11 protein-coding genes are annotated in these 12,175 nt (G+C 38.6%); 4 read left to right on the plus strand and 7 right to left on the minus strand.

The features are described from left to right. Nucleotides 1-280: 280 nt before the first annotated feature. On the minus strand, nucleotides 281-1,135 hold the full coding sequence (locus tag HMPREF2933_RS05205) for a bifunctional methylenetetrahydrofolate dehydrogenase/methenyltetrahydrofolate cyclohydrolase (protein WP_024052840.1): 855 nt from the start codon (nucleotides 1,133-1,135) through the stop codon (nucleotides 281-283). Nucleotides 1,136-1,402: 267 nt separating this feature from the next. On the opposite strand from HMPREF2933_RS05205, the gene HMPREF2933_RS05210 reads away from it, so the two are divergent. Genes HMPREF2933_RS05210 through HMPREF2933_RS05220 form a run of 3 tightly spaced genes read left to right on the plus strand, consistent with a single transcriptional unit; the run spans nucleotide 1,403 to nucleotide 4,766 of the window. Beyond that, the gene (locus HMPREF2933_RS05210; protein WP_024052841.1) at nucleotides 1,403-2,695 is read left to right on the plus strand and encodes an ABC transporter permease; all 1,293 of its coding nucleotides are present in this window, start codon (nucleotides 1,403-1,405) and stop codon (nucleotides 2,693-2,695) included. An 11-nt stretch (nucleotides 2,696-2,706) separates the two neighbouring features. Then, nucleotides 2,707-3,354 (plus strand): ABC transporter ATP-binding protein, encoded by a 648-nt coding sequence (locus HMPREF2933_RS05215; RefSeq protein ID WP_003030192.1) that lies wholly within the window; start codon nucleotides 2,707-2,709, stop codon nucleotides 3,352-3,354. Between the two features lie 23 nt (nucleotides 3,355-3,377). Beyond that, nucleotides 3,378-4,766 (plus strand): ABC transporter permease, encoded by a 1,389-nt coding sequence (locus HMPREF2933_RS05220; RefSeq protein ID WP_024052842.1) that lies wholly within the window; start codon nucleotides 3,378-3,380, stop codon nucleotides 4,764-4,766. A 319-nt stretch (nucleotides 4,767-5,085) separates the two neighbouring features. Here the strand turns inward: HMPREF2933_RS05220 and HMPREF2933_RS05225 are convergent, their stop codons facing one another. The 5 genes from HMPREF2933_RS05225 to HMPREF2933_RS05240 all read right to left on the minus strand — a co-directional run bounded on the left by HMPREF2933_RS05225 (nucleotide 5,086) and on the right by HMPREF2933_RS05240 (nucleotide 8,857). Further along, nucleotides 5,086-5,628, minus strand: coding sequence for a ClbS/DfsB family four-helix bundle protein (locus tag HMPREF2933_RS05225; RefSeq protein ID WP_024052843.1), 543 nt, complete (start codon nucleotides 5,626-5,628; stop codon nucleotides 5,086-5,088). Between the two features lie 73 nt (nucleotides 5,629-5,701). Beyond that, nucleotides 5,702-5,836: a FeoB-associated Cys-rich membrane protein gene (locus tag HMPREF2933_RS09720; RefSeq protein WP_003023693.1), complete on the minus strand. Its 135-nt coding sequence runs from the start codon at nucleotides 5,834-5,836 to the stop codon at nucleotides 5,702-5,704. Between the two features lie 8 nt (nucleotides 5,837-5,844). After that, nucleotides 5,845-7,989, minus strand: a complete 2,145-nt coding sequence (feoB, locus tag HMPREF2933_RS05230; RefSeq protein ID WP_024052844.1) for a ferrous iron transport protein B — start codon at nucleotides 7,987-7,989, stop codon at nucleotides 5,845-5,847. After that, nucleotides 7,986-8,462, minus strand: coding sequence for a FeoA family protein (locus tag HMPREF2933_RS05235; protein ID WP_024052845.1), 477 nt, complete (start codon nucleotides 8,460-8,462; stop codon nucleotides 7,986-7,988). The genes feoB and HMPREF2933_RS05235 overlap by 4 nt, the downstream gene beginning before the upstream one ends. A gap of 164 nt (nucleotides 8,463-8,626) precedes the next feature. After that, on the minus strand, nucleotides 8,627-8,857 hold the full coding sequence (locus tag HMPREF2933_RS05240; protein WP_024052846.1) for a DUF1797 family protein: 231 nt from the start codon (nucleotides 8,855-8,857) through the stop codon (nucleotides 8,627-8,629). Between the two features lie 238 nt (nucleotides 8,858-9,095). Between HMPREF2933_RS05240 and HMPREF2933_RS05245 the strand changes: the two genes are divergently transcribed. After that, complete coding sequence (locus HMPREF2933_RS05245) at nucleotides 9,096-11,375, plus strand: ATP-dependent Clp protease ATP-binding subunit (protein WP_070241924.1); 2,280 nt, start codon at nucleotides 9,096-9,098, stop codon at nucleotides 11,373-11,375. A 43-nt stretch (nucleotides 11,376-11,418) separates the two neighbouring features. Here HMPREF2933_RS05245 and HMPREF2933_RS05250 read toward each other — a convergent pair whose 3' ends face one another. Next, nucleotides 11,419-12,024: a GyrI-like domain-containing protein gene (locus HMPREF2933_RS05250; protein WP_024052848.1), complete on the minus strand. Its 606-nt coding sequence runs from the start codon at nucleotides 12,022-12,024 to the stop codon at nucleotides 11,419-11,421. Nucleotides 12,025-12,175 lie beyond the last annotated feature (151 nt).

Genomic DNA, 12,175 nt, shown 5'->3' on the forward strand with positions numbered 1-12,175 from the left:
TGTCTACCTCTATTTTATATAAAGGAAAAAAGACCTGTCTAGGACATTCTTGTCTCAGACTCGTTTACTTTCTAGAATAAAACTCAATACGCAATTGAGTGGCCTTTATTACGCTGATGATATCAGCTTTTACAAACCTACTCAACCTTGCAGGGTGGGGCAACAAATTTGATTTCTTACGAAATACCATTTTTATACGTAATTTTCACGATTACACTCTTTCTGTGGGGGAGTTTGTAGTATAATCATGGCTGTTGTCTGTCCCACTCCCATGACATTCTTATTTTTTCAAACTCCGTTTACACGCTCGATAGGTTTGCTCCATGAGCATGGTAATGGTCATCGGACCAACCCCTCTTGGTACAGGAGTAATGAGACTTGCAGTTTCAGATACTTCATCAAATTTCACATCGCCAATCAATTTACCATTTTCATCACGATTCATACCTACATCAATCACGACCGCGCCTTCTTTGACAAAATCTTTAGTCACAAAATGTCCGCGACCAATAGCTACAACTAAAATATCAGCTTCTTTTGTAATCTCTGACAAGTGATGTGTCCGTGAATGCGTCAGAGTTACTGTTGCATTTTTAGCAAGTAAAAGCTGTGCCATGGGCTTTCCGACAATGTTACTCCGTCCAATGACAACAGCACGTTTACCTTCTAATTCTACACCGTACTCATGAAACATTTCCATAATTCCAGCAGGTGTGGAGGGAATCATGACAGGATGACCACTCCAAAGGCGTCCCATATTCATTGGGTGAAAGCCGTCCACATCTTTATCAGGGTCAATTGCTAACAACACTGCCTCTTCATCAATATGCTTTGGCAGTGGCAACTGAACTAAAATCCCGTGCCAAGCTGAATCTTGATTGTATTGGTCTATCAAAGCAAGCAATTCTTCTTGACTAGTTGTTTCTGGCAGACGCACCACTTCGCTTCGAAGTCCTGCAGCCAAAGCTGACCGTTCTTTATTTCTCACATAGATTTGACTAGCTGGGTTATTGCCGACCAAGATGACTACAAGTCCAGGAACTAAGCCTGTTTGGTCTTTTAATTTACGAACTTTCTCTGCTAATTGTGCTTGTAATTTTTCTGCCAAAGCTTTTCCGTCGATTATCTTTGCCATATAACTCTCATTTCTATTTTCTTCATTCTATTATAGCAGAAATTCATTCATTTGTCCTATAGACTTTTTTATAGAAAGTTATAGAGCGAAACCAACCTTGTCTTTCCACCTTTTTCTACTATTTTATGAAAATTTACACAAAAAACAGAAAAAAAGGAGCCAAAAAACTTAAAATTATCTTAAACCTTAAAACTATTTTAAGGTAACTGCTTTAACATAGAACACGGTACCAATTTAGTTTAAAAATTTAAAGAAGGGAAGAAGACAATGCAAGTAGTGAAACGATCTTTGCATTACATCAGTCGAAAAAAAGTTAAAACTCTTCTTGTATTTCTGATACTTACTCTCATTTCAACTGCCTTAACTAGTAGCTTTTCTATTATGGGAACGACTAATAATATCGAAAAGAAAATCTATGACGCATCAAATACTGGCTTTACAATAACTAGCAAAACACTTGAACGACCACTTTCACTAAAAACAGCAGAAAAATTACTTGAGAATAAAGAAATTTCAAAATTCAACTTCAAATACGATGCTTTAGCAAGTTTGACAGATAAAACTGTTGTCAAGAAAAAACAAGGTGTCACAAGAGACAATCAAAACCCTGTCCTCAACAACCTAGTCGCAGCATTAGGAACAAGTGATTCTACTCTAGAAACAACCTTTGCAAGTGGTGTTTTCAAGCTTGAACAAGGAAAGCCAATTCGTAAAGACGATAAATCTAAGATTCTCATCCATGAAAAATTAGCTAAAAAGAACCATTTAAAAGTTGGAGATAAACTAAAACTAAAGGGAGCCTCCTTAAAGGATGAGGATGCTAAACAACTCCATGAAGTAGAGTTTGAAATTGCTGGTATCTTCTCCGGAAAAAAAGAAGAGAAACAAACCGGTTTAAGCTCAGATGCGACAGAAAATACTGTCTATATGGACTATGAATCGAGCCAATACTTACAAGGCTACAAACCAGCTGATTATAAATTATCTGCAGCCGTTTATTTCGTATCAAATCCAAATCAAATTGATAAAATCATCAATACAGTCAAAAAATCAAAAATTGATTGGAAGCAAACTGATCTTGTTAAAAACTCTAAAGCTTTTGAAGCAGTTTCTTCTTCTGTTACCAGTTTAAAACAGATTATTAATGTTTTAACTTTCAGTATCATTATTGGAAGTATCAGCGTTCTTTCCTTGATTCTCATGTTCTGGTTGAGAGAAAGGATTTATGAAATCGGAGTACTATTATCTCTCGGTATTTCAAAAGCGATGATTATCTCTCAATTCATACTGGAACTGGTTATCATATCAGTATTTAGTACGGCACTAGCTTCTATTAGTTGCTCTTATATTTCCACTATGGTATTCAAAGGGTTTATAAAAGGCGGTCAACAACAAGATAGCTCATCCGCTATTTTTGAAAATATCGTTCCGCACTTACATACCTCTACTATTCTGATGACTTATGGAATACTGCTCATCATTATTTTACTTGCAGTAGTAGGTTCATCTTCTATTATCCTACATAAAAAACCAAAAGATATTTTAACCGATATAAGTTAAGGAGACAAAACATGACAATTTTAAAAATGGATTCAGTTAGTTACCAATACAATAGCCTACAAGAAAATGTATTGAATCAGATCACAGCTTCATTTGAAGAAGGAAAATTTTATGCTATTATAGGGAAATCTGGTGCAGGAAAATCAACCTTGCTTTCCCTTCTTGCAGGACTTGATACTCCTACAAAAGGAAAAATCCTCTTTGAAGATCAAGACATCGCTCAAAAAGGCTATAACCATCACAGACGGAAACAAATCTCCCTGGTTTTCCAAAATTATAATTTAATCGATTACTTAACTCCGATGGAGAATGTTCGACTCGTGAATTCTCAAGCAAATAAAGATAGCTTGTTACAACTTGGACTCAACGAAAAAGAAATCCATCGTAACGTATTACGATTATCAGGTGGCCAGCAGCAACGGGTTGCTATTGCACGCGCTCTTGCATCTACAGCACCAATTATCTTAGCAGATGAACCAACTGGGAACTTAGATGAAGGTACTGCCATGGACATCATTGAAGTCCTAATTAAATCAGCTAAACAAAAAAATAAATGTGTGATTGTGGTGACACACAGCAAAGAGTTAGCTAATAAAGCGGACGTCGTCTTAGAGTTAAGCAATAAGAACTTAGTCGAAGTCACTAAGAATTATAAATAAGAGCTCCAAGGAGAAGAAATTATATGTTAACGATAAAGAACGCCCTTGCCTATGTATGGCGCAAAAAAATAAAAACACTGATTATCTTTTTAATCCTGTTAGCCATCTCTACTTTAACACTTGGCAGTATTGCTGTTAAAAATGCAACAGACGCTGCTTCAAAAGAGACTTTCAAAAATATCACTAGCAGTTTCTCAATGCAGATTAACCGCGAAGTGAACCAAGGTACCCCTCGCGGAGCAGGAAATCTTAAAGGCGAAGATATCGAAGCTGTGGAAAAAGTTAAAGGTATCTCTGGCTACATCAAACGAATGAATGTTATCGCTGACTTAATTGATCACCAATTGGTTGAATCTGGAGAAACCGACTTTGAAAGCGAAGATAGAAAACAAAAATTCGGCCGTGCCATTATGGCAACAGGTATCAACGATTCATCTAAAGATGATAAATTTACCGCAGAAACCTTCAAACTAGTTGAAGGTAGACATATCAACAAAAATGACAAAAATGTTGCTTTAATTCATAAAGATTTTGCAGAAAAGAACAAACTTAAAGTCGGCGATACGATTAATATAAAATCGAATACTTATGACTATGATAACGTTCGCAAAGCTAATAAAACGACTAAAGTGACAGTTATCGGAATTTTTGACGGGAAAAATAAAGGAGGTGTTTCTAGTCCTCAAGAATTGTATGAAAATACCTTTATCACAGACTTAGAAACGACTAAAACTTTACAAGGTTCAACAGATAAAAACGCTATTTATCAAGATGCTACTTTCTTTGTAAATGGTAGCCAAGATATTGATAAAGTGATGGCGAAAGTAAAAGAAATATCATCTATTGATTGGGAAGCCTACACCCTTGTTAAGAGCACAAGCAACTTCCCAGCACTTCAATCTTCTATTAACGGTATTTACGGCGTTACTGGAAACCTCTTAATCGGAACTCTAATCTTTGGAGCGATTGTTCTTACGCTAGTCTTGTTCTTATGGATCAATGGTCGTAGAAAAGAAATGGGAATCATGCTTTCAATGGGAATTAGCAAAACAAAGATTTTCTTCCAATTTATCACAGAAGTTCTCTTTGTAAGTATATTTAGCTTCATTGGTGCTTACTTTGCAGGTAGTGCTGTCAGCAAGGTGATGGGAAATAGCATTTTAAAACAAGTTACCAGTGGTATTGCTGAAAAACTAGCTCGAGAAGGTAAGAGCGCCAATCTTGGAGGCGGGGCTGAAGTGGATGGCTTTAACAAGACCCTCACTAGCCTCAATGTACATGTATCTCCTGATGATATGACCAAGGTGGTCATCTTTGGACTTGCCATTATCATCGTTTCCGTCCTCATTGCTTCAATCACGCTCCTTAGTAAGCAACCAAAAGACTTACTAATGGGAGATAACAGCAAATAAGATATCAATGAGTTCAGACAAAATCGGTCCGTCAGCTAAGTTGACGGACCGATTTATTTTATAAACAGCTAGACTGACTCTCGGATGAAATGACGTGAGGTTCGCTTTGTCGACTTGGTCGATAAAATGAACCGCTTTGGATTGGCTCTGTCGACCCAGTCGAAAAGATAAATAACTTTTAGTTTACCACGTCGACCCGGTGGACGAGATAAACTACTTTTGGTTTTCTCCGTCAGCCCGGCGGACGAAATGAAGCACATTGGATGTGGCTCACTTGCCTATTGTTGCCCTCTTTTTTGCTCCCAACCATACTGATTGTTTACTGATTTTTACAGTTCTTTTGATGTGCTTTCAGCTTCTTCATGGCCCAGTCGTAGTGACTCGATGTGCAGCTGACAAAGTAGGAGCCAAGGGTACTCCCACCAACCCATTTATAGATGCCCTTTGAAAACAGCTCTTCATTTGTAAAGGTTTCAGCCATGGTTAGCACTTTTTCCTGTGATTGATGAAGCAACTTGATTGCTTTTTCTAGCGGTGTCTGTTGATGTTTTTGCCAAAATGCCACATTCATCTCACCATAACTTCTCCAATTATAAGCTGCTGGCAAAAACGATTTTTCGACACCATTTTGATTGGAATGCACCCAATCCAAAAGCAATTGTTGCCACTCATAAAGATGAATGAGAACATCTCTGAGGTTTTTATCCCTCTTCCAATGCGCCTCTTTCTTTTTTTCATCTTTTGAAAAATCAAATGGAGTCTTTAACTCTTCTTCTGTTAATTGGGAAATCAATGACTGCAGCTTTGCATATTGCTGCGTCGCTGCACTGATCAACTCAGTCTTGCTAGTAGGTCTTACCATGTTGTGTTCTCCTTTTTTAATAAATCATACAACAAATAACCTGACAACCTCTGTCATATTTTTAGTTTTCTCTTTATTTTTGTCTCATTTTTTCTTTGATTTCACATTGGCAGTCGCAATCGCCACAGCGTCCTTTTCCTTTGATGATATGGTGCATAGCTGCACCTGCTAAAACTAAAATGATGATAAATACAATAATCGTGGACATAATTTCTCCTATACTGTTTGACGTGTCAGACTATCTAAAGTGATAACCTCTACTGTTTCTTTGCGCGGTTTTCTAAAGATGAAATAGAGACCCGCTGCCACAACGAGCAGAGCAAAGACAGTCACTGGAGATATTCCTTTTCCGTACAGCAAAACTTGACCAAATTGGTAAATCACAAGGCTGACATTATAAGCCAGTAGGGTTTGAAATGAAATAGCAATCCACGTCCATTTAGCATTTCCCATTTCCCGATGAATCGCACCAATCGCTGCAAAACAAGGAGCGCAGAGTAGATTAAAGACAAGGAATGAGTAAGCGGAAAGTGCCGTATAATGCTGTTGGAGATTGGTCCACAACTCTTTGGTGGTCTCTGTCGCGTCTGTCACTTTATACAAGATTCCAAAAGTAGAAATCACCGTTTCCTTAGCCAACAATCCCGTAATAGCCGCAACCGTTGCTCGCCAATTGCCAAAGCCAAGAGGGCTAAAGATCCAAGCTAATCCTTTTCCTAAGGTGGCTAGAATACTATCTTCTGTTTCGACCGCCTGTAAGCTAAAGTTATAGGAACTAGCAAACCAAATGAAAATATTGGTCACAAAGATAATCGTTCCAGCACGCTTAATGAAGCTCAAAGCCTTTTGACCAGCATAGCGCAAAACCGTTTTGACTTGTGGCAGGTGGTAACTCGGCAACTCCATGATAAAGGGCGCGACAGCGCCACCGAGGATTGCTGTCTTTTTCAGAGCAATTCCTGATAAGACAATGGCTCCCATTCCGACAAAATAAGCACTTGGTGCAATCCAAGGATTGCCGGGGAAGAAAGCTCCCGCAATCAAGGAAATAATCGGCAACTTGGCAGAACAAGGCATAAAGGTTGTTGTCATAATGGTAATTCTACGGTCACGTTCATTTTCAATGGTTCTACTCGCCATGACACCAGGAACGCCACACCCCGTCGAAATCAACATGGGGATAAAGGATTTTCCAGATAAACCAAACCGCCGAAAGATTCGATCCATCACAAAGGCAATCCGGCTCATATAGCCGATGTCTTCCAAGAAGCCCAAGCAGATAAACAAGACAAAAATCTGAGGCACAAAGCCTAGCACAGCTCCGCAGCCTGCGATAATCCCATCAATGATTAAAGATTGAAGCCAGTCAGCTACAGCTAATTGCTCTAGCAATGATTTAACACCATTTGGAATCCATTCTCCAAAGAGAACATCGTTTGTCCAATCCGTTCCCATCGTTCCAATCGTTTGAATAGAGAGGAAATACACCAACCACATAACAAGCGCAAAGATTGGTAAAGCTAAATAACGATTGGTCACAATACGGTCAATCTTATCTGACAAACTTAATTTAGTAACATCGGCTTGCAGCGCCATTTTGACTGCTGACTCAATAAACTCATAGCGCGCATTAACAACAATGGTTTCTGCGTCTTCATTGTAGATTTCTTCCGTAATCCGAATCGCATCTTCAATCTCTGTTTTTTGAAAATCAGACAATGCCAGCTGTTCAGATAATTCTTTATCGCGTTCAAAAAGCTTAATGGCATAAAAACGAGCTTGTTTTTGAGGCACTGCATTCCCCAAAATACGGATGATTTCTGACAAAGCCGCTTCAAAATGATTGTCGTAAGCTGGATAGAAAGCCTCTTCTACCTGATTCATCACTCGCATGGCCTGCTGCATGACTTGGTCAATCCCTGTCTTTTTCAAAGCACTGGTCGCTACGACCGGCACTCCTAGCTGGTAGCTTAATTTAGTCGTATCAATCCATTTTCCTTGCTTTTCAACGACATCGCTCATATTTAAAGCCAGCACAACCGGAATCCCCGTCTCAATCAATTGCAAGCTCAAGTATAGATTTCGTTCCAAATTGGTTGCGTCAACTACATCCAAAATCCCGTCTGCATTACCGCTTAAAAGATAATTTCTACTAATCACTTCTTCAGAAGTATAAGGCGACAACGAGTAAATTCCCGGTAGATCTTGAATAATAATATCTTTATTTTTACGAAACAGACCACTTTTCTTCTCGACAGTGACACCAGGCCAATTTCCCACATGCTGGCTACTACCGGTTAGAATGTTAAATAAACTGGTCTTTCCACTATTCGGATTTCCCGCAAGCGCTAATTCTTTCATCCTTTTGCTCCCTTTTCGCTTTTCACAACACTAACCAGACTCGCTTCTGACTTTCTCAACGTCAAATCGTAACCTCTCAACTTAATTTCTAATGGATCACCTAATGGTGCGACTTTCTGCAACTGAACTTTTGTGTTTTTCGTCAAACCCATATCCATCAACCGTCGTTTTAAAACACCATCTGCATGAATTGCTTCGATGTATGCCACATCTCCAACAGCCAACTCAGATAAAGGAAGAGAAGATTTGCTACTGCCCTTTGGCACAACATCCAGCTTTTTCAAAATAGAATTATCCAAGGCAATCCTCGCAGCTCGAACTAAGAGAATAGCTGTGTCGTTTGTTTTTGAAATGACTTGAATAAAACTGCCTATCTTAATCCCTAGATCAGCTAAATGACGGACACTTGCTTCCTCTAGATCGATTCCGACAATTTCATATTCTGTTAATAATGTTATCCGAGATAAATCCATACTATCTCCTTTTCTGTTTGTCAAGAAATATGCTTGCTATCACTATTAGTATACCACTTTTTTCTAAGAATTTCTGACAATTCTAAGGTAGATAAATAAAAATTATTGCAAAATAAATACCCCTAAGCAGGTGCCTAGAGGATATCTTATTAGAGACTAGCAAATTAATACAACAACTCATAAATTTCCATAGCAATCAAATCAATACTGTCAAATGTATAAGTTTCATGCGCTGCTACATCACGAAGAGTGAATACTGAGCCATTTTCTTCGTCATAGCTATAAGCTACTTCTGCTACAACAACTCCGTCACGCTCAAAATTGCGTTTCAAATTGCCGCCATCTTTTGTCATAGCATCTAAACGATTGATAATTCTTACTAAATGTGATTCCATTTTCCTTCTCCTATTCATTTATACGTTACTATTTTACCACAAATGAAAGATGAAATACCAGTAAAAGCCCTGTTTTTGATAAATTTAACACAAAATAAAACGCTTCAGTACAAAAATCTGTCTTTTAACACTTTATTCTTGCAATGTTTTAGAATACTGCTATAATAAAACCAAGAAATTTGACTATTATTGACCAATTGGTATTATTCAAACAAATTTTAAAAGAAAGAGGTAGCACATGCTTTGTCAAAATTGTAAAATAAATGAATCTACCATTCATCTTTACACGAATGTGAATGGAAAACAACACCAAGTTGACCTCTGTCAAAATTGTTATCAAATCATGAAAACAGACCCAAACAATGCCTTGTTTCGTGGAATGACCAATATGAATAATCAAAACAACTTAGACCCTTTTGATGATTTCTTTAACAATCTAGGGAATTTTCAAAATCATCAAGAACCACAAACCCCTCCGACTCAATCTGGAGGTGGTTACGGCAATGGAGGTTACGGTTCCAATCAAGGTGGGAGTGCACGCCAGCAAGCTCCGCAACAGCCTAAAGGCCTCCTAGAAGAATTTGGTATCAATGTAACCGAATTTGCTCGGCGCGGTGAAATTGACCCTGTCATCGGTCGTGATGAGGAAATCGTCCGCGTCATTGAAATTCTCAACCGTCGAACAAAGAACAATCCAGTCCTCATCGGAGAGCCTGGTGTCGGTAAAACAGCAGTTGTCGAAGGCTTAGCTCAGAAAATTGTAGATGGAGATGTTCCACATAAACTCCAAGGCAAAGAAGTCATTCGTTTAGATGTCGTTAGTTTGGTTCAAGGGACTGGAATCCGTGGTCAATTTGAAGAGCGAATGCAAAAACTCATGAACGAAATTCGCTCTCGACAAGATGTTATATTATTCATTGATGAAATTCACGAAATTGTTGGAGCTGGTTCTGCTGGCGATGGAAATATGGATGCTGGAAATATCCTAAAACCAGCACTTGCTCGCGGTGAACTCCAATTAGTCGGTGCCACAACTCTCAATGAGTATCGCATTATCGAAAAAGATGCAGCACTGGAACGCCGGATGCAGCCAGTAAAAGTGGATGAACCAACGATTGAAGAAACCATCACTATTCTAAAAGGCATTCAAAAAAAATACGAAGACTATCATCACGTTAAATACACAGATGATGCTATTGAAGCGGCGGCTGTCTTGTCCAATCGTTATATCCAAGATCGCTTCTTGCCCGATAAGGCCATTGACTTGCTAGACGAAGCAGGTTCAAAGATGAATTTGACACTTAATTTTGTTGATCCCAAAGTTATTGATCAACGCTTGGTAGAAGCTGAAAACCTCAAGGCACAAGCTACTCGTGATGAAGATTTTGAAAAAGCTGCTTATTTCCGTGACCAAATTGCCAAATACAAAGAAATGCAGCAAAATAAAATGGCAGACCAAGATACACCTATCATCAGTGAAAAAACGATTGAGCATATCATTGAGCAAAAAACAAATATCCCAGTTGGTGACTTAAAAGAAAAGGAACAATCGCAATTAATTAGTCTGGCTGATGATTTGAAAGCTCATGTCATCGGTCAAGATGATGCCGTTGATAAAATTGCCAAAGCTATTCGCCGTAATCGTGTCGGACTTGGCTCTCCTAATCGACCAATTGGATCCTTCCTCTTTGTCGGACCAACCGGTGTCGGTAAAACAGAACTTTCTAAACAATTAGCGATTGAGCTCTTTGGCTCAGCTGACAGCATGATTCGCTTTGATATGAGTGAATATATGGAAAAACACAGCGTAGCCAAACTCGTTGGAGCACCTCCAGGCTATGTTGGCTACGAAGAAGCCGGACAATTGACAGAACGCGTACGCCGCAATCCTTATTCTCTCATTCTGCTTGACGAAGTAGAAAAAGCGCACCCAGATGTCATGCACATGTTCCTGCAAGTTCTTGACGATGGACGTCTGACAGACGGACAAGGGCGCACAGTTAGCTTTAAAGATACAATTATCATCATGACTTCAAACGCCGGTACTGGCAAAGTTGAAGCAAATGTTGGTTTTGGAGCAACACGCGAAGGACGGACTAACTCTGTTCTCGGTGAATTAGGCAACTTCTTCAGTCCAGAATTTATGAACCGCTTTGACGGTATTATCGAATTTAAGTCCCTTGATAAGGAAAATCTCCTAAAAATCGTAGACTTGATGCTAAAAGATGTCAATGAACGACTTGCAACAAATGACATTCACCTAGACGTGACAGACAAAGTCAAGGAAAAATTAGTTGACTTGGGTTACGATCCGAAAATGGGAGCTCGTCCTCTGCGTCGGACAATCCAAGATCACATCGAAGACGCCATTACTGACTACTACCTTGAACACCCAAGTGAAAAAGAACTCAAGGCTGTCATGACAAGCAACGGTAAAATTGTCATCAAATCGGCTAAAAAAGCTGAAAATGAAGCCGACAAAGAAATCCAAAAACCAGCAGATAACAATGCTAATTAAACATGAAAGTCACTCCTTAGAAATCTAGGGAGTGATTTTTTAGTTACTGAACACTATATCTCAAAATTGTCTTTAGTTTCTCTGGAGCGGTGCGATTTTTATTGTTCAAATAAATTTCACGATGATATGCTGTGCAGCGTTTTAACCCATTTTCTTGACAGAAAGCATCCATTTTCGCGAAGGTTTGTGGTTCATCGTCAAATGGTCCTACATGAAGCATGGCAACGCTGCTTCCTTCGCTTATTCGTTCAAAGCGAATCTCATTATAAAATGGATTTGGCTTTTTCACTTTTACTTTTTCGAGAGCTGTTTCAACTATTTCATTTGTAATAAACTCTGGCTGAGCAATCATAATCGTATAAACCAAGTCGTCTTTTACCAAAGTCTCTGCTTCTGTTTGCTGCCAACTCCCTTCCAAAGGGTAAACGGTAAAATCAGTAAATTCTTGATGATGAGCAGTTTTTTTATACTCCATTTTAATCGCATAAGCGAGGGAATAAAGAGCAGAAACCCTTTCTGAAAAGTCAGCTTTATTTGGATTTCCTTGACTATTTAACATGATAAATGACTGCACAGGGTGTTCAATGACCACAGGAGTTTTTGGACCTTGATAAAGTTTTTTATCTAATTTTCTCCATTCATATTTCATTTGTTTGCTCTTTTCATTTTTCTATCATGAGTATAACAGAAGAAACTTGTCGCCTGGTGTCAACTTTTATATAAAAGTAAAATTTGTTTGAAGATTTTTCTTCTGTTTTCCCATATTTTATAATGATAAATTGCAATAAAAAGTGCAACGT

Source organism: Streptococcus sp. HMSC066F10 (assembly GCF_001813805.1).
Lineage (GTDB): Bacteria > Bacillota > Bacilli > Lactobacillales > Streptococcaceae > Streptococcus > Streptococcus vaginalis.

What these genes read in the sequence shown, in the direction of transcription:
- HMPREF2933_RS05250 (WP_024052848.1), bottom strand. Translation starts at nt 12,024, where the DNA reads ATGAAATATGAATGGAGAAAATTAGATAAAAAACTTTATCAAGGTCCA.
- HMPREF2933_RS05215 (WP_003030192.1), top strand. Translation starts at nt 2,707, where the DNA reads ATGACAATTTTAAAAATGGATTCAGTTAGTTACCAATACAATAGCCTA.
- feoB (WP_024052844.1), bottom strand. Translation starts at nt 7,989, where the DNA reads ATGAAAGAATTAGCGCTTGCGGGAAATCCGAATAGTGGAAAGACCAGT.
- HMPREF2933_RS05245 (WP_070241924.1), top strand. Translation starts at nt 9,096, where the DNA reads ATGCTTTGTCAAAATTGTAAAATAAATGAATCTACCATTCATCTTTAC.
- HMPREF2933_RS09720 (WP_003023693.1), bottom strand. Translation starts at nt 5,836, where the DNA reads ATGTCCACGATTATTGTATTTATCATCATTTTAGTTTTAGCAGGTGCA.
- HMPREF2933_RS05210 (WP_024052841.1), top strand. Translation starts at nt 1,403, where the DNA reads ATGCAAGTAGTGAAACGATCTTTGCATTACATCAGTCGAAAAAAAGTT.
- HMPREF2933_RS05240 (WP_024052846.1), bottom strand. Translation starts at nt 8,857, where the DNA reads ATGGAATCACATTTAGTAAGAATTATCAATCGTTTAGATGCTATGACA.
- HMPREF2933_RS05235 (WP_024052845.1), bottom strand. Translation starts at nt 8,462, where the DNA reads ATGGATTTATCTCGGATAACATTATTAACAGAATATGAAATTGTCGGA.
- HMPREF2933_RS05220 (WP_024052842.1), top strand. Translation starts at nt 3,378, where the DNA reads ATGTTAACGATAAAGAACGCCCTTGCCTATGTATGGCGCAAAAAAATA.
- HMPREF2933_RS05225 (WP_024052843.1), bottom strand. Translation starts at nt 5,628, where the DNA reads ATGGTAAGACCTACTAGCAAGACTGAGTTGATCAGTGCAGCGACGCAG.
- HMPREF2933_RS05205 (WP_024052840.1), bottom strand. Translation starts at nt 1,135, where the DNA reads ATGGCAAAGATAATCGACGGAAAAGCTTTGGCAGAAAAATTACAAGCA.